12 protein-coding genes are annotated in these 16687 nt (G+C 73.5%); 8 read left to right on the top strand and 4 right to left on the bottom strand.

Translation table 11 applies throughout. The features are described from left to right. Positions 1–10: 10 nt before the first annotated feature. Together J7523_RS10735 and J7523_RS10730 are read right to left on the bottom strand one after the other, a co-directional pair. Positions 11–2389 (bottom strand): heavy metal translocating P-type ATPase, encoded by a 2379-nt coding sequence (locus J7523_RS10735; protein ID WP_291886054.1) that lies wholly within the window; start codon positions 2387–2389, stop codon positions 11–13. After that, positions 2386–3264 carry a universal stress protein gene (locus J7523_RS10730; protein ID WP_291886052.1) on the bottom strand — a complete coding sequence of 293 codons (879 nt, stop codon included), beginning with the start codon at positions 3262–3264 and terminating at the stop codon, positions 2386–2388. Before J7523_RS10730 ends, J7523_RS10735 begins: the two co-directional genes overlap by 4 nt. Positions 3265–3443: 179 nt before the next feature. Here J7523_RS10730 and J7523_RS10725 point away from each other — a divergent pair, with 179 nt between their 5' ends. The 5 genes from J7523_RS10725 (at position 3444) to J7523_RS10705 (ending at position 9300) form a co-directional block, all read left to right on the top strand. Further along, the gene (locus tag J7523_RS10725; protein WP_291886049.1) at positions 3444–4058 is read left to right on the top strand and encodes a hypothetical protein; all 615 of its coding nucleotides are present in this window, start codon (positions 3444–3446) and stop codon (positions 4056–4058) included. 317 nt (positions 4059–4375) lie between these two features. Next, positions 4376–6736 carry a beta-glucosidase BglX gene (gene bglX, locus J7523_RS10720; RefSeq protein ID WP_363266828.1) on the top strand — a complete coding sequence of 787 codons (2361 nt, stop codon included), beginning with the start codon at positions 4376–4378 and terminating at the stop codon, positions 6734–6736. Positions 6737–6888: 152 nt separating this feature from the next. Then, on the top strand, positions 6889–7509 hold the full coding sequence (locus tag J7523_RS10715) for a hypothetical protein (protein ID WP_291886047.1): 621 nt from the start codon (positions 6889–6891) through the stop codon (positions 7507–7509). 61 nt (positions 7510–7570) lie between these two features. Next, complete coding sequence (locus tag J7523_RS10710) at positions 7571–7930, top strand: helix-turn-helix transcriptional regulator (protein WP_291886044.1); 360 nt, start codon at positions 7571–7573, stop codon at positions 7928–7930. Then, entirely contained in the window at positions 7927–9300 is a 1374-nt protein-coding gene (locus J7523_RS10705; protein ID WP_291886041.1) for a permease prefix domain 1-containing protein, read from the top strand. The genes J7523_RS10710 and J7523_RS10705 overlap by 4 nt, the downstream gene beginning before the upstream one ends. A 60-nt stretch (positions 9301–9360) precedes the next feature. On the opposite strand, the gene J7523_RS10700 is transcribed toward J7523_RS10705, so the two are convergent. Continuing rightward, complete coding sequence (locus J7523_RS10700; RefSeq protein ID WP_291886039.1) at positions 9361–9975, bottom strand: hypothetical protein; 615 nt, start codon at positions 9973–9975, stop codon at positions 9361–9363. Positions 9976–10397: 422 nt separating this feature from the next. Between J7523_RS10700 and J7523_RS10695 the strand changes: the two genes are divergently transcribed. Further along, on the top strand, positions 10398–13577 hold the full coding sequence (locus J7523_RS10695) for a hypothetical protein (RefSeq protein WP_291886035.1): 3180 nt from the start codon (positions 10398–10400) through the stop codon (positions 13575–13577). Between the two features lie 6 nt (positions 13578–13583). Here J7523_RS10695 and J7523_RS10690 read toward each other — a convergent pair whose 3' ends face one another. Beyond that, a complete protein-coding gene (locus tag J7523_RS10690) occupies positions 13584–14549 on the bottom strand; it encodes a hypothetical protein (RefSeq protein ID WP_291886032.1) in 966 nt (321 codons plus the stop codon). A 176-nt stretch (positions 14550–14725) separates the two neighbouring features. Here J7523_RS10690 and J7523_RS10685 point away from each other — a divergent pair, with 176 nt between their 5' ends. Both J7523_RS10685 and J7523_RS10680 read left to right on the top strand, forming a co-directional pair. After that, a complete protein-coding gene (locus tag J7523_RS10685; protein WP_291886028.1) occupies positions 14726–16093 on the top strand; it encodes an acyltransferase in 1368 nt (455 codons plus the stop codon). Positions 16094–16198: 105 nt separating this feature from the next. Continuing rightward, the gene (locus J7523_RS10680; RefSeq protein ID WP_291886026.1) at positions 16199–16675 is read left to right on the top strand and encodes a hypothetical protein; all 477 of its coding nucleotides are present in this window, start codon (positions 16199–16201) and stop codon (positions 16673–16675) included. The last annotated feature ends 12 nt before the right edge of the window (positions 16676–16687 follow it).

Here is a 16687-nt window from a genome sequence, read left to right as displayed (position 1 = left end):
GCAGCTCGGGTCAGGGAGCGGCGAGGCTCATGGCGCCTTCGTCCTCCTGCGCGTTGTGCAGCCGCAGGATCGCGTACAGGCCGTACAGCGTCCGCCGCAGCTCGACGACGTCCTCCGGAGCCACGGCGGCGCCATCCCGGGTGTCGTCGTCGATGCCCTCGACCAGGCGCCGTGCGCGTGCGACCTGGTGCTCGATCTCGGCGTGGGTACGTGACAGCGCCGCGACCGCGTCGGTGCTGCGCAGCGCGCGGGCGACGAGCGGCAGCAGCAGCGTCTCGTCGGCGCGCTCGTGCGGCAGCAGGTCCGTCTCCAACGCCGTCAGCAGGTCGCGTGCGTCCGCGAGGTCCGGCGCCTCGGTGGTCAACGCGTCGGCGACCTGACCGACCCGCTCGACGAGCGGGCCGAGCGCGTGGTGCTCGTCGCGGAGCTCCGCGAGCGCGGCCCGGTCGGTCTCGGACAGCACCACCGAGTGCAGGGGTCCGGGCAGCACGGCACGCAGGGCGATGCCGATCGCCAGCACGTCGATGACCTCCTGGAGCGCCGCCCCGACGGCGGGTGCCAGCAGGCCCGCCGCCGCGGCGACCATCGCGATCAGCGACAGGCCCATGCCGACGCCGACGGCTTGCCGTGCGATCCGGCGGGATCGCCGCGCGACGAGGATCGCGTCCCCGAGCGCGTCGACGCGGTCGACGGTGAGCACCACGTCGGCGGCCTCGGACGACGCCGTGGCGCCGCGGGCGGCGAGCGCCACGCCGACGTTCGCCTCGGCGAGCGCGGGGGCGTCGTTGATGCCGTCACCCACCATGACGGTCGGGCCGTGGGCCGCCTCCGCGCGCAGCGCCCTGAGCTTGTCGGCGGGGGAGCAGTCGGCGAGCACGGCGTCGACCCCGACGATCCGCCCCACCATGTCCGCGACGTCAGCGCGGTCGCCGGTCGCCAGCACGACGCGCCGGATCCCCGCTCCGCGCAGCGCCCGCACCATGCGGGGCGCGTCCGGCCGGACCGGGTCGTGCAGGAGGAGCGCGGCCACGGTCGCGCCGTCGACCTCGACGAGCACCGAGAGCGACCCGTCGAGGTCGGCCCGGCGGCGCACCTGGCGCGACCACCGGTCGGGCTCGCCGCCGGCGACCCAGGCGAGCCGACCCACGCGGACGCGTCGACCGTCGACGGCCCCCGCGACGCCCTGCCCGTGCGTCTCGACGACGTCGGTCGGCATCGTCAGCACCAGACCGCGCGCGAGCGCCGCGGTGACGATCGGCGCGGCGAGGACGTGCGCCGACGCCTGGTCGAGCGACGCCGCCAGGCGCAGAGCCTCGTCCGGGTCGCCACCGGCCGCCGGGACGACGTCGGTGAGCGTCGGACGCCCGCGCGTCAGCGTGCCCGTCTTGTCGAAGACGACGACCCGGCCGTCGGCGAGCCGCTCGAGCGCGCCGCCGCCCTTGACGACCACGCCGAGCCGGGCGGCTCGCGACAACCCGGAGACGAGCGCGATCGGCGCCGCCAGGAGCAGTGGGCACGGCGTGGCCACGACGAGCACCGCCACCGCGCGCACGGGGTCGCCCGACACCACCCAGGCGAGCGCCGCGATCGCCAGGGTGAGCGGCACGAGGAGGACGGCCCACCGGTCGGCGCTGCGGACGAACGGAGCCGAGCCCGCCTGCGCCTGCTCGACGAGCCGGACGAGGCCGGCGTACGTCGACGTGGCGGCGGTGGTGGTCGTGATGACCTCGACCGGGCCGGCCGCGCTGACGACACCGGAGCGCACGTCATCGCCCGCCGGCCGGTCGACGGGCCGCGCCTCGCCCGTCAGCGCGGACTCGTCGAACGTCCCGGCGCAGGTCAGGCGTCCGTCGACGGGCACGACCTCGCCGGTGCGCACGAGCAGGCGGTCACCGAGAGCGACGTCGTCGACGGGGATCTCGACGAGCTCGCCGGCGGTGAGGCGTCGCGCGGTCCGTGGGGCGCGAGCGACCAGGAGGCTCAGCTCACGCCGAGCCCGGGCCTCGGCACGCTCGTCGAGGACCTGGCCGGTGGCGAGCATGAGCGTGATGATCGCGCCCGCCAGCGGCTCACCGACCCACAGCGCGCCCCCGAGCGCGAGCACCGCGATGACGTCCACCGTCGGCCGCGAGTGGCGCGCCGCGTCGATCGTCGTGGCGAGCGCGACGAGCAGCCCCAGGAGCGTCGCCACGACCCACGCCGCGTCGGCGAGCGCCGTCGCCCCGGCCCACCAGGCGACGCCGCCCCCGGCCAGCAGCACGAGCGAGAGACCCAGGACCAGGGCTTCGTGGCGTCGACGGAGCCAGGCGACCAGACGCCGGCCGTCCGCCGCCTCACCGGGGGCCGCGACGGCCGTCGAGCCCGGGCCTGACGTGCGGACCGCGGTCATGACGGCTGGGACGGCCGGACGACCGCCACGGGGCACGTCGCGTGGTGGAGCACGGCCTGGCTCACCGAACCCAGGAGGAGTCCCCGGAAGCCGCCCACACCCCGGGATCCCAGGACGAGCATCTCGGCGTCGACCGCGGCCGCCAGCAGGACCTGGGCGGGAGAGCCCGCGCGGACCAGCGGCCGCACCTCGACGTCGGGGTACCGCTCGGCGTGGCCTGCCAGGCTCTCGGACGTCAGGGCCTTCTCGGCGACGCGCAGCTCCTCGACCTCGGCGGGCCGCCACGGCGGCACCTGCCCGATCATCGACGGCATCTCCCAGCCGTGCACCGCGACGAGCGGGGCGCTCCGACCCGAAGCCTGGTCGAACGCGAAGTCCACGGCGCGGGCACTCGTGGACGAGGTGTCCACACCCACCACGACCGGCCGGACCGGCGGCGTCGCCGCCCACGGGCGGTGCCGCCGGACGACGACGACCGGGCAGTACGCGTGCGCCGAGACCGCGATGCTGACGGAGCCGAGCAGCAACCCGGCGAACCCCCCGCGCCCGCGCGAGCCGACCACCAGCAGCTGTGCTCCGCGGCTCGCCTCGACCAGGACCGCCGGCGCACTGTCGCGCAGCTCGAGGTGCGTCGTGACCTCGATGTCCGGTTCCATGCCCTGGACTCGTTCCACCCCTCGGGCGAGCACGCGCTCGCCCACCTGCGCGACCTGGTCGAGGGGCCGGTCGGCGATCACGTAGCCGTCGACGAGCGCGTGCTCGACATGGACGATCTGCAGCGGGGCGCGCACCCGCGCGGCCTCCTTCGCCGCCCATGCGAGCGCCTCATCGGCATGGGTTGAGCCGTCGTAGCCGACGACGATCGGTCGGGTCATGACGCACCTCCCAGGAGTGCCACGTCGCACGGCACCGTGTGACACCTTCCACGGTCCTCCCGCGCGGCGCAGGGCCCCAGGGTCCGAAGTCCCCGACCTGACGCGCCGCCACCACCGAGGCCGTGCGCGTCGCCAGGTGGCTCGGCCGGGGCGGCGCGGGCACGCGCTAGGGTCGGCCGATGGCCCTCATCCACCGCGCGACCATCAGCCCGACGAAGGCCGAGCTCCTCCGCGAGTGGGTACCTGCTCAGCCGTGGGGGCAGCCGGAGGTGGAGCTGGTCGGCGCGTACCGGTTCGACGACCCGGACGGCGAGGTCGGCATCGAGACGCACGTGCTGGCGAGTCCCGACGGGCGGCTGCTGCAGGTCCCGCTGACGTACCGCGGCGCGCCGTCGGCCGGGGCCGACGCGTTCCTCGTCTGCACCATGGAGCACTCGGTGCTGGGTCGACGCTGGATCTACGACGCGACCGGCGACCCCGTGTACGCGCGGGTCCTCGCGTCCGTGCTGCTGGCAGGTGTCGGCCAGGCGGCCGAGCTCGTCGAGGGCGCGGACGCCCCGCGCGAACCCAGCATGCGTGTCACGGGCAGCGGCCGCCGCGGGCACGAGGTGCCGTCGTTCGTCGGTCACGACGTCGCGTCGGACGACTCGGCCACCACTCTGACCTGCGGTGACGTCCGTCTGGTCGTCCGTCGCCGCCTTGATGGCGACCCGTCGGCCGCCGACCACCGGTGGACCCTCACGGGCACGTGGTCCGGTGTCGACGAGCCGGTGCTGCTCGCCTACGTGGCCTGAGAACCTCGCTGATGCGGCCCCCGCCGCGCGGGTGGATGCTGTCGGTTGACCTGGGGGCCGCACGGCGGCCGGCCGGGTCAGCCATCGCAGGATGGCGTCCTGCGACGCGCTGGTGACCGCGCTCGCGCCCGCCTGCGCGCCGCCCTGACGTCGTCGTGCGCACGGGCTCGCTCGGCGTTCCTCGTCTCGCGCTCGCGTCTCGTCCAGCGCCAGGTCGGCCGACCGGACGTCCCCTCGGCTTCAGCTCGACACCGGTGTCGACATCGCCGCGGGGAGTCCGGAACCGCGGAGTGTGCGGCGTTCCCGGAGGTGTTCCCATGGCAAGGATCGGACGAAGGACGGCCGCGATCGGCGCGGCTCTCGCACTCGCACTGATGGGAGGGGGAGACGCTCTCGCGGCCGGCAGGCCCGGCGACGACCCGGCGTCAGGACCCGGGCGGCACCACGACAGCAGGTCGATCGAGCGGAAGGTCGACCGTCTGCTCGCCCGAATGACGACGCAGGAGAAGCTCCAGCAGGTGCAGCTCCTGTCGGACGGCCAGATCACCGACGCCGACGCCCAGGCGGGCGTGGGTTCCGTGTTCAGCCTGGTCGACCCGGTGGCGATCAACCACTTCCAGCACGTCGCGGTCGAGCAGTCGCGGCTGCACATCCCGATCCTGTTCGCGTACGACACCATCCACGGCTACCGCACGATCTTCCCCGTGCCCCTCGGTGCCGCCAGCTCGTTCGACCCCGCGGTCGCGCAGGCCGACGCCACGGTCGGCGCGAAGGAGTCGGCCGTCGAGGGGCTCAAGCAGATCTACAGCCCGATGGTGGACGTCTCGCACGAGCCCCGGTGGGGTCGCATCGTCGAGGGCGCGGGCGAGGACCCGTACCTGGGCTCGGTGATGGGGGCCGCGCGTGTCCACGGCGCGCAGGGCACCGACTACAGCGCTCCCGACAAGGTCGTCTCGAGCGTCAAGCACTACGTCGCGTACGGCCAGCCCGAGGGCGGGCGTGACTACAACACGACCGACCTGTCCGAGTCCCGGCTGCGCGACCTGTACCTGCCGCCGTTCAAGGCGGCCGTCGACGCCGGTGCCGACACGGTCATGTGCTCGTTCAACGCGATCAACGGCGTCCCGGGGTGCGCCAACGAGTACACGGAGACCGAGATCCTCAAGAAGGAGTGGGGCTTCGACGGCTTCATCGAGAGCGACTACACCGCGGTCGCCGAGCTGCGGGCCTGCCCGCCCGTGCAGCCGGACACCGGTCCGTGCGGACACGGCGTCGCCGCGGACGGCCCCGACGCCGGCGCGGCCGCCCTGATGGCCGGGACGGACTCGGAGATGGTCAGCACCAACCTGCGCGACTACGGCCAGCAGCTGCTCGCCGACGGCCGGATCACCATGTCCCGTCTCGATGACGCCGTGCGGCGGATCCTGCGGGTCAAGTTCCGCGCGGGCCTGTTCGACCACCCGTACGTCGACGTCGCCACGGCGAGCGACCCCGCGAGCTACGGGCAGCCGGCCGACCTCGCGAAGAGCCGGTGGGCCGCGGGCCGGTCGATGGTGCTGCTGAAGAACGACGGCGGAGCACTGCCGCTCGACCCGAGCAGGTCGACGGCGCTGATCGGGCCGCTCGGCCAGACCGTCGACGAGATGCTCGGCCCGTGGTCGGGACGCGGCACCGACGAGCTCGCCCCGGCGTTCGTCAGCCTGCTCGACGGCCTCACGGCGGCCAGCTCGGCGCCGGTCACGTACACCGCGGCGTGCAACCTCGCGCACAACTTCGACCCGCCGAACGACGCCGTCCCGCCCATCACCCCGGACGACGAGGTGTGCGCAGGCCCGGGCGTCGACGGGACAACCATCGCCGACGCCGTCGCGGCCGCGAACGGCGCCGACCAGGTCGTGCTGGCCCTCGGCGAGAACGCGTTCATGAGCGGCGAGTCGAACAGCCGCAGCCAGCTCGACCTCCCGGGCCACCAGGAGGACCTGCTGAACGCCGTCGTGGCCACGGGCAAGCCGGTGGTCGTGGTGCTGTTCAACGGCCACCCGCTCGACCTGACAGCCGTGGTGGACAAGCCGGCCGCCATCCTCGAGGCCTGGTTCCCGGGCACCCAGGGCGGCAACGCCGTGGCCGACGTGCTCTACGGCAAGGTGAACCCGGGTGGCAAGCTGCCGGTCTCGTTCCCGCGCGGGGTCGGCACGGTGCCGTACTACTACAACCACGAGCCCTCGGGGCGGCCGTGCGACCCGACGATCAAGTGGAACGCGCGCTACCGCGACCTGCCCACCTGCGACCCGCTCTACGCGTTCGGGTACGGCCTCAGCTACACGTCGTTCGACGTGTCGGGGCTGAGCCTGAGCCGGTCGACCGTCGGCCGCAACGGCAGCGTCACGGTCTCGATGGTGGTGACGAACACGGGCGACCGCGCCGGTGACGACGTCGTGCAGCTGTACCTCCACGACCCCGTCGCGAGCCTGTCCCAGCCGGTCCGCCGGCTGCGCGGGTTCGAGCGCGTGACGTTGGACGCCGGGGCGTCGACGACGGTGACGTTCACGCTGGACAAGGACGACTTCGGCTTCCACGACAACCGCGGCAGGTTCGTCGTGGAGCCGGGGACGATCGAGGTGTACGGCGGCGACTCGTCCGCCGCCACCATGACGGCGTCCTTCACCGTGACCCGCTGACCGGCTGCACGACAGGGACGCAGCGGCCCTCGCTCCGGCGGGGCTGCTGCGTCCCTGCGCTGCGTATCTCGCCGGTACGTCGGCGCCTCCGTCCTGTCGAGACCGGACGACCGAGCCGGCGGACCCGAGGCGTGAGCGAAGGAGAAGGACCCATGAAGCACCCTCTCGTGACCGCGGCGCTGGCCGTCTGCTCGGTCGGTGCCTCCCTGTTCCCGTGCGGTCCGCGCCACTGGCCGCGCCCGGTCCCGCTGCCGCCGCCGCCGCTCGTCTGCGAGTCGCTGGACTCGCTCGCGCCAGGACTGACGGTCGTCAACGGCGCACCACCGGTGAACAGCTTCCAACCCCCGCTCATGGACATCGCGGCGCACCCGTTCGCCTGGTCGAGCGGCATCACGACGTCGTCGGGGCAGGCGACCACCGAGGTCGGGGGACGGGCCGGCGGAACCGGCACCGAGATCCACGTCAACAACATCCACCTGTCGGTGAGCATCGGGTTCGGCCAGGTCATGCACGCGGCGCGCCTCAAGTTCGGCGAGTACGGCGGCAACGTCAACGTGTCGGTGAACGGCGTCATCGCGAACGTGCCCGACCTGGCGAAGCTCAACGGCACCACGCTGGGCGGCGTCACCGTGAGCGTCCCCACCGGTGGGTTCGGCAACGACATGGGCGTTCTCGAGCTCACCGGGACCATGCCCGACCAGCCGTCCGGCCTCGGTCAGTTCGCGATCGGCGGCCAGGAGCTGTGGATCGACGACATCTGCTACGTGCCGTGAGATCCATACCTTGTGGTGCTAGGGTTCAACCCCTAGCGCTTCAAGGTATGGGAGAGCAGTGGTGCACATCGAGAAGGATCTGGTCGCAGCCTCCGCGACCCCGCTGGTCCTGGGCATCCTCGCCGACGGGGACCTGCACGGGTACGCCATCCTCAAGCGGGTCGGAGAGCTGTCCGGTGGCCGCATGCAGTGGACCGACGGCATGCTCTACCCGCTGCTGCACCGCCTCGAGCGCAACGGGTGGGTCCGTGCCGAGTGGGGCGTGTCCGACGCCGGACGCAAGCGCAAGCACTACGCGCTGACCGCGTCGGGACGCGAGGTCCTGGTGGAGCGGCAGGCGCAGTGGGACGTCGTCGGGGACACACTGCGTCAGGTGTGGAACACGCTGCGCGGACCCGAGGCGGCGGGGGCGTGGGCATGAGCGAGCAGTTCTCGGTCGACGAGCGCTCCGGGCTCGAGAACCAGATCGACCAGTGGCGCGCCTGGGTGCTCCGGCGCCGGGCGATCACGCCCGACGACGCCGCGGAGCTCGAGGACAACCTGCGCGGCCGGGTCGCCGACCTGCGGGCCGGGGGGCTGGACGACGACGAGGCGTTCCTCGTCGCGGTCAAGCGCATGGGCAACCTCGACGACGTGTCGCGCGAGTTCGCGCGTGAGCACTCCGATCGGCTGTGGAAGCAGCTCGTGCTCGTCCCGGAGGCGCCCGCGGAGGCAGACCGACGGTGGCGTGACCTCGGCGTGCTGATCGGCCTCGCCGTCGGTGCCGGGATCGCGGTGAAGTCGTTGCTCGCTCTCGGTGACGACGAGGCCTTCGGGCTCAACGTGGCCTTCGCCGTCCTGCCGTTCCTCGCCGCGTACTTCGCCTGGTCGCGCCGGCTCCCCGGTCGGGTCGCCACGGTGCTGGTCGGCATGACGGCGGCCGTGGCGGTCGCGGTGAACCTGTACCCGTTCGTCGTCACCGACGGCAGCCCTGGCATGACGTACGTGCTCACCGCGACGCACCTGCCGGTGCTCCTGTGGCTGCTGCTCGGCGTCGCGTACACCGGCGGAGCGTGGCGCGAGCACGCCCGACGCATGGACTTCGTGCGCTTCACCGGGGAGCTGGTCATCTACTTCGCCCTCATCGCGCTCGGCGGTGGGCTGCTGATCGGCCTGCTGTTCGGCGTCTTCGGCGTCGTCGACATCGAGATCGAGCCGTTCGTGCAGGGCTGGCTGATGCCGTTCGCGGTGCCCGGCGCGTTCCTCGTGGCGGCGTGGCTCGTCGAGGCGAAGAAGAGCGTCGTCGAGAACATGGCTCCCGTGCTCACGCGGGTGTTCACGCCCTTGACCCTGGTGCTCCTGGTCGCGGCCTTCGTCGCGCTCCTGGCGGGCGGCCCGCTCACGGCCGTCGACCGCAACCTCCTCATCCTGATGGACGCGATCCTCCTGCTGGTCCTCGCGCTGCTGCTGTACTCGATCAGCGCCCGTGACCCGCTGTCGCCGGGCCGGCCGTTCGACTGGCTGCAGCTCGCGCTCGTCGCCGCCGCGTTCGCGGTCGACGTCGTCGCGCTCACCGCGATGGTCGCGCGCATCGCCGACGCCGGCTGGACGGCCAACAAGACCGCCGCGCTCGGCCTCAACCTGGTGCTCCTCGTCCACCTGCTCGGCACCGGCTGGCTGCTCTGGCAGTTCCTCCGTCGGCGCGGCACGTTCGACGCCGTCGAGCGCTGGCAGACCCGGTACCTGCCCGTCTACGCGGCATGGGCGGCGATCGTCGTGCTCGTGTTCCCACCCGTGTTCTCGTTCGCCTGAGCTCTCACCGTCATCGGTAGGGCAACGGGGTGGTGGGCCGGGCGTGCCCGGCCCACCACGTCAGCCGTGGATGGCCACCGCGGTCGCGACGTCGGCGTCCACGTAGCCGTACGACACGAGCGCCGGGTCCATGCCGAGGTAGGTGACGGCGTAGGCGTCGGCGACGTTCTCGTTCCGGTCCACCGGGAACAGCGTGCCGGTGGTGCGCTCGATGAGCCGGTGCGCGACCTCGTGCTGGGTGACCGCCGTCGTCATCGCGAGGACGCGGGCGCGCGACACACGCGTGTTGGCCGGGTTGCCGCCACCCAGCGACAGCTCGATGGTGTTGGTGCCCGGAGTCGAGCAGCCGCGCAGGGTCACGACCTTGCGGGAGACCCCGCCGCGCTCGCCGCAGGACGTGGTGCCGACCCACGCGACGGCCACGCCGTACTGGCCGGCGACGGACGCGGCGGTGCTCTGGACCTGGGAGGCGAACGACCCGCCACGCGCGCTGCGCGCACCGCGTGCGGCGCGGCCGGTCGACCGCTTCTTCGTCACGACCTGCTTGGTCGCGACGTGCGCGGTGACCGCGGTCTGCGCCGGGGGCACGGCGTTCGCTGCGGATGCGCCGACGAGCCCGGCGGCGGTGAGCGCGAGGGCGGCGGACAGGGCGGTGACGGTGCGACGGACGTGCATGGCCGGCTCCAAGGGTGGCAGGGGCGCGGCCGGGTGGCCGCCTGCACGCACCCATCGACGGGGTCCGCGCCGATTGCTGAGCCGGTCGGCGGCGTCATCCGATCGGGGCAACCACCCGGCCGCTCCGCCCGCCGGGGCCTGCCTCCGCGAACACCCCCGTGACCTGCGCCGCTGTCCGCACGACGCGCGAGAGGGTGAACCGTGCCCGCGAGGCGTTCCAGTGCGTCGACCGCATGGGCAGTGAGGACACCCGGACGCCACCGGACCCGCGGCTGCCCGGAGTGCTTCACGGCGACGGCCCGTGCGTGCACGCCCGGATGCCCGCTCGGGCACCCGGGTCTGCGCAGTCCGCCGCCCGTCGGGCGTGGACGCGCCGGTCGCGGCGAGCGGTGATGAAGGGTCGGGCGCACCGAGGAGGGGGAGTGCCGATCCACGAGCGGGGCGAGCAGGGCCGCAACGGTGCGCGGCGAGCGGGCGGGAAGCCGCCCGCGAAGCGCCCGGCGCGCCGCTCGCGCGCGTCGGCGAAACCGCTCGCGCTCCACCACGCCGACGACGTCCTCGAGCTCCAGCGCGACGCCGGCAACCGCGCCGTCACGACGTACGTCCAGCGCGAGCTCGACCCCGACACGCTCGCCGGGAAGCACGCGCGCGAACCGATCCCGAAGGGCGGCCCGGACGTCCGCCCAGCGCTCCAGGCGAAGTTCCCGGCGCTGCTCGGCGCGCTCACCGCCGACCAGCTCGCGCACTGGCAGAAGGTCATCGACCACTTCACGATCGCGTGGCACGTGGACGCGCGGCTGCGGCAGCTGTGGGACGACTTCGCCTACTACGGCTCCGTCCGCGAGCAGCACCCCGACTACCTCAAGGAGCGCCAGCGGCTGCTGCGAGCCGTGCCACCGAGGCCCGACGAGCGCATGAGCGTCGACGTGCGGCTCCTGCTGGCCGACGACGTGCGTCAGCCGCCCGAGTGGGACGTCAAGGCCGAGACCGAGTTCCGGCAGTGGGCCGTCGAGCAGATCACGAAGCAGCCGCTCGAGCTCAGCCTCCGACCGACACCGGGCGAGGCGCTCGGACAGCACCCCATGCCCGGCATCGTGCACAAGACCAAGGGGTTCGTGACGGCCGACGACCTGCGCAACGACTATCCCGAGGAGTACGCGCGCCGCGTCTCGAACCGTGAGGAGCTCGTGAAGCTGCGCGAGGCGCTCAAGGAGACGACCGACGTGTGGCACGAGCTGCAGCCGATGCACGTCGAGCGCAGCGCGATCAACGCCAAGCGCATCGGCTTCGGGGCGGTCCGGCACATCTCCGAGGCGCTCGGCGAAGGCAGCCAGGCGTACCCGTCCGTGCGCATCTGGGACCAGCCACGCGATCTCATCGAGCGGGCGTGGCCGCTGCTGCGCGAGCGCAAGTACGAGCTCGCAGTCCCGCTCATCGCCATGGCGGAGCAGCTGACCGCCGACGCCGCGAGGCGCTTCTCGGCCTACGAGAACCGTGTGATGACCGGGGCCGGCACCGCCGTGAAGTGGCTCAACCGGCTCAAGACGACCGGGACCATCGCCGCGGGCATCGCATCCGGGGGCCTCGGCCTGACGGGGTCGGCCCTGGTCGCCGGCGGCTACACGTTCACGCAGGAGGGCCTCGGCCGGGCCGCCGAGATGCACTACGGCCAGCGCACGAGCCTCGGGCTGTCGACGCTCGTCGAGGCCGCCGGGGTCAGCGCCGTGATGACGTACCTCGGCGGGGCGCTGCAGGCCCGCTTCCAGGTTGCGATCAAGGCGCGCATCGACCGGATCCCCGACCTCGCGGGCACCAAGCTCGCCGAGCTCACGTCGAGCGCGCTCGCCGCCGGAACGTCGTCCGTGTACATGACCGCCACCGAGACCGCGCTCAAGGCCGTCGTCGAGGGCAAGGCGCTGCCGAAGAACGCGAACGAGCTGGCCGACCTCATCGTCGAGAACGCGGTGCAGAACGTCGCGATGGACCTGGGCCTCGCGAAGGTCAACAGCCGCGTGGCGAAGGAGTACGAGGCGTGGCGCGGCGGCGCGCACGGGCCCGCGGTCACGGTGCCCGAGCCGACGACGAAGGGCGGTCGGGCGGCACCGGTCGACGTGCCGGGCACCGGGGCCGCGAAGGTCCCGGCCGGCCGGCTCAGCGACGTGGCGGTGCGCTCGCTGCTCACCGAGGGCGGCGGCTGGCAGCGGCTGCACGCCGAGCTGACCGGCGGGACCGGCCTCGGGGCGAACCTCCCGCTCGTCGAGCGGCAGGCGCTCATCGCCCGGTTCGAGGCCCACCGGGAGGGGCTCGCGCGCAACGCGGGTGCGGTGTTCGACGGGAAGGTCGTCATCGTCGACACCGGTGCCGGGCGGCAGATCGAGGTGCGGTTCGCGGGCGACGAGGCGGCGCAGCAGGTGGTGCACGCGACCGAGTACCTCGACGCGAAGTCGCCCGGGTGGGAGAAGCAGACCGACGTGCACCTCGTGGCCGACCCCGCCTCCACGAGGTCACCGCGGGCGACGACCGGCGGCCGGGACGGCTCGCTCGTCCTCGACCACCTGAGCCCGGAGGCACGGGCCCTCGCCGCCGAGCTCGTCCCGCTGTACGAACCGTTCCGGACCATGAGCCCGGAAGCCCGGTTCGACGCCGTGCTCGCGATCGCGAACCGGCAGCTCGTCGCGTCGGGCGCCCCGCCGCTCATCCCGAACCACCTCGAGAGCCCCCGGCCCGACCAGTTCGGCAAGCAGCCCGCGTCGTCGTGGGAGCTGCACATCAACCGTGCCCTCGTCTCGCACCGCGACCCGACCCCCGAGCAGTTCGCGGCCGTGTGCGACACGATCACGCACGAGGCCCGGCACGCGCTCCAGTGGTTCCGCATGGCCCGGCTGCGGATCGAGCGTGCGATGCCCGGCGCGACGTACGCCGAGGTGCGCGCGCGTGCGGAGGCCGATCCCGTGCTCAGCCGCTTCGACGCACAGACCGTCAAGGCCGCCTGGGAGGCGCAGACCGGGGCCCGGAAGGCCGAGTCGTTCCGCCCCGGCGAGCTGCAGCACGACGCCGCGGCGGCGTTCTACGAGTCCGTCTTCGGCGCGAACCGCGCCGCCCGCCAGCGCGTCTACGACGCCGCCGACGACGCGGTCCGCGAGCTGGGCGTCGCCATGCGGCGCCTGCGGTTCATCGAGGCCATGGAGCTGCCCGCGAACGACCAGCGGCTCGTCGACGCCCGCGACCGCTACCAGGAGGCCATGAAGGCGCACGACAAGACGCACCAGGACTACGAGCTGCTCATCGAGGAGATCGACGCCCGCACCCACGGCCAGGACGTCGCCGCCGCCGTGCTCCGCGACGTGCGCCAGCTGATCGCCGCCCGTGACCGCTCGCGCACCGCGTACCGGGCGTTCTTCGACGCCGACCGCGCGACCCTCAACCCGGCGCGCACCGGCCGCGACGCGCGGGCGACCGCACGAGCGGACGCGTTCCGCCGGTACGAGGAGGCGATGGCAGAGCTGCATCGGATCCAGCAGCGCATCGAGGCAGGCGCCGCGGCCAGGACCGGGTCCGCCGGCGGTGGAACGGGCGGCGGCGGCCCGAGCGGGCGGCCGTGACCCGGGTCAGTCGTCCCGACCTCGCCCGAGCCTCGCGCGTGTGCGGAGGGCGTCGGCCGCGATGTTGCGGATCTTCTTCGACATGCCCTCGCTCGCCAGCCGCTCCAGCACGGCACGGTTCGTCGAGCGGTCGACGACGCTGCGCTGCAGCCACCGCGACCAGTCCGCGACGTTCGCGTCAGCGAGGGGGTCGCCGGCCATGACGACGTCGAGGATGTCGAGCTCGCGGGCACGCGCCGAGACGAACGGGCGCCGTTCGACGGGGAGCGCCGCGATCCAGTCGCGCCGCGCGGACGGGTAGGAGTCGAACGCGGCAAGGACGACGCCCGTGGCGATCCCTTCCACGGGTTCCAGGCCGACGGCGGCCTGGAGCGACGGTGCAGCCAGAGGACGCGTGGCTGCTGCCTGGTAGAGCCACCACCGTTCGTGCTCGTCGCGCCAGTCGGGCGGCGCGTCGTACCCGGTGAGGTCGGCCAGGGCGGTGCACAGCTCGGCGAGCCGCACGTCCACGGGTGCGAGCCGGTCCCGGTCGGCCCGGGTCGCCGGCGATCTGACGACCTCGACGTCGTCGAAGGTCACGGTGATTTCTCCGGTCGGCCAGAGACGGAGCCGATGCACGAACCTGGCGCCGTCGCGGTCGACCTCGTCGTACAGGATCTCGGTCTGCTCGTCGTCGAGACGGAGGCGACGCGGCTCCTCGGCCCCTCCGACGATCGACGCGCCGCGGTACGTCACCGCTGCGAACTCGTAGCCCGACTCCAGGTCACCGACGACGAGACGCATCGCGACCGTGTCGTCGGACGCGTGCCACTCGTGCACCTGGCCGTAGCGAAGCGGCAGGTCGAGCAGCTCCACCAGGGCCGGCGCCTCGCGTCGCAGCGCGTCGACGTGCCGTCGGTAGCCGTCCAGCACGAGCTCGGACTGCTCCTGCGTGAGGTCGCCGTCGCTCCCGTCCACGCAGAACCACTTCATGTCGGTCATCATCGTGCAGCGAGCCCGCTCGGTGGGAGCGCGACGCGTGCCACGGCTCAGGCTCGGCTGACCACGCCAGCTGGTGTCTGCCCGTCGCCGCGTCGGGAACGGGCGCCGGCGCTAGCCTCGGGAAGGAACGGCCGCCCGAGGCTCGGCGGCCGGGTCGGGAGGGCCGGGTGCCTGACGGGCGCGGCGACGAGCACACCCTCGACGGCGGGTCGTCCCGCGCGGTCGGGCTGCGGACGCGCGTCGTCGACGCCGCGGCGGCCACACCTGCGCACCGCGACCGCTACGTCGACCTGCTCCGGGCCGTCGCGATCGTCGTGGTCGTGCTCGGGCACTGGCTCGTCGCGGCCGTCACGGTCGACGCCGGGCGCCTGGGCTGGGTGAACGCGCTCGCGGTGCTCACCTGGGCGCACCCGCTGACGTGGCTCGTGCAGGTCATGCCCGTCGTGTTCCTGGTCGGTGGGTTCGCGAACGCCGCGTCCTGGGAGTCGCGCGGGAGCTGGGGCGAGAGCGCCGCCGGATGGGTGCGCGGGCGGGCCCTGCGGCTGCTGCGCCCGACGGCGGCGTTCCTCGCGTACGTCGTCGCGTCCTACGCCGTCGCAGTCGCACTCGGGGCGGACCCCGTCGTCGCGCGCACGGCGGTGTGGGCCGCCGCGATGTCGCTGTGGTTCCTCGTCGTGTACCTCGTGGTGGTGAGCGTCGCGCCCGCGCTGCTCGCGGCCGACCGGCGGTGGGGGCTGTGGGGCGTGCTGGTGCTCGTCGCCGTCGTCGCGCTCGGGGACGTCGCACGCGTGGTCACCGGCCGCCCGGGGGCAGCGGCGGCCAGCTATGTCGCGGCGTGGGTCGCGATCCACCAGGTCGGCGTCGCGTGGCGGCGCGGGGCGCTGACGCGGGTGCGCCGGCACGCCTGGGCGCTCGCCGGCGGCGGGCTGGCGATGCTCGTCGCCCTCACCGGGTGGGGCCCGTACGCGGTCACGATGGTGGGCGCCGCGCCGCCGCCGGCGCTCAGCAACACCGCCCCGCCGACGCTCGCGCTGCTGGCCCTCGCGGCCGCGCAGACGGGTGTCGTGCTGCTGCTGCGTCCCGCCGCCGACCGGTGGCTGCGCCGGCCTCGGGTCTGGCTGGCGGTCGTCGCCGTCAACGCCGTCGTCCTGACCGTGTTCCTGTGGCACATGGTCCCCGTGGTGATCGTCGGCACGACGCTCGTCGCCCATGGGCTGCTCCCGCAGCACGACGTCGGCTCGGGACTCTGGTGGGCCTGGCGCGTGCCGTGGCTCGTGCTGCTCGCCGCGCTGCTCGTGCCGATCGTCGCCGTGGCCGGCCGGTGGGAGCGGCCCCGCTCCGCCCGCCCAGCCGAGCAAGCGGCGCTCACGACCGCCGCGGGCGTCGTGCTGAGCCTCGCTGGACTCGCGGGCCTGGGCGTCGGCGGGCCGGACGGTGTGCTGCCCGACGTCGGCGGGATCCCTGTGGGCGAGCTGCTGCTGTTCGCGGCCGGTGTCGCGCTGCTCGTCGGGCGGCCGCGGCGGCCCACGGACTGAGGTCGGGGGGTCGGCTGGGGTTTCCCCACCGATCAGCGGCGACCCCGGGTCCTCGTCTCTCGGTGACAGGTCGACCGGCGACCTGACCCGACGAAAGGCACGACGATGACCGCTCTGGACGAGGTCTACGAGGACATCAAGAACTACCCCAGCACGTACGTGACGGTCGAGATCACGGACGTCGACTGGGACGGCGTCGCGATCAACGACGAGGAGGACGTCTCCTTCCGCTTCCAGGCCGCCAACCGCGGCATGCTCACCATGACCGACGTGACGTTCCTGGTCGAGGGGCTCAACGGCACCCTGGTCAAGGGCAACGGTGCCGCGGCGCAGTACGCGAGCTCGCTGACGACGAGCGTGGGCTTCTTCCCGAGCCTCAACGCGCACCAGGGCGACAACCCGGTCACCTGGAGCAGCGGCCCGATCTGGTTCAAGCCGACCCGGGTGTCGAGCACCGCCACCGACCTGGTGCGAGTCTCGATCGCCGGCTGGTCGTCGTCGTGGAACCACGTGTTCGACAACCACACCGAGGCCGACCCCGCCGCGAACGACGTCTACCGGCACACGGTCGTGGCGTCGTAGGACCGCCCCGGC

It is taken from the genome of Cellulomonas sp., from assembly GCF_017744555.1.
Taxonomy (GTDB): Bacteria; Actinomycetota; Actinomycetes; order Actinomycetales; family Cellulomonadaceae; genus Cellulomonas.
This window is presented reverse-complemented; position numbering and strand designations above follow the sequence as displayed.

Coding starts and splice junctions, on each gene's coding strand:
- J7523_RS10725 (WP_291886049.1), top strand. CDS start 3,444: ATGGCCCTCATCCACCGCGCGACCATCAGCCCGACGAAGGCCGAGCTC.
- J7523_RS10730 (WP_291886052.1), bottom strand. CDS start 3,264: ATGACCCGACCGATCGTCGTCGGCTACGACGGCTCAACCCATGCCGAT.
- J7523_RS10680 (WP_291886026.1), top strand. CDS start 16,199: ATGACCGCTCTGGACGAGGTCTACGAGGACATCAAGAACTACCCCAGC.
- J7523_RS10715 (WP_291886047.1), top strand. CDS start 6,889: ATGAAGCACCCTCTCGTGACCGCGGCGCTGGCCGTCTGCTCGGTCGGT.
- J7523_RS10705 (WP_291886041.1), top strand. CDS start 7,927: ATGAGCGAGCAGTTCTCGGTCGACGAGCGCTCCGGGCTCGAGAACCAG.
- bglX (WP_363266828.1), top strand. CDS start 4,376: ATGGCAAGGATCGGACGAAGGACGGCCGCGATCGGCGCGGCTCTCGCA.
- J7523_RS10700 (WP_291886039.1), bottom strand. CDS start 9,975: ATGCACGTCCGTCGCACCGTCACCGCCCTGTCCGCCGCCCTCGCGCTC.
- J7523_RS10735 (WP_291886054.1), bottom strand. CDS start 2,389: ATGACCGCGGTCCGCACGTCAGGCCCGGGCTCGACGGCCGTCGCGGCC.
- J7523_RS10690 (WP_291886032.1), bottom strand. CDS start 14,549: ATGAAGTGGTTCTGCGTGGACGGGAGCGACGGCGACCTCACGCAGGAG.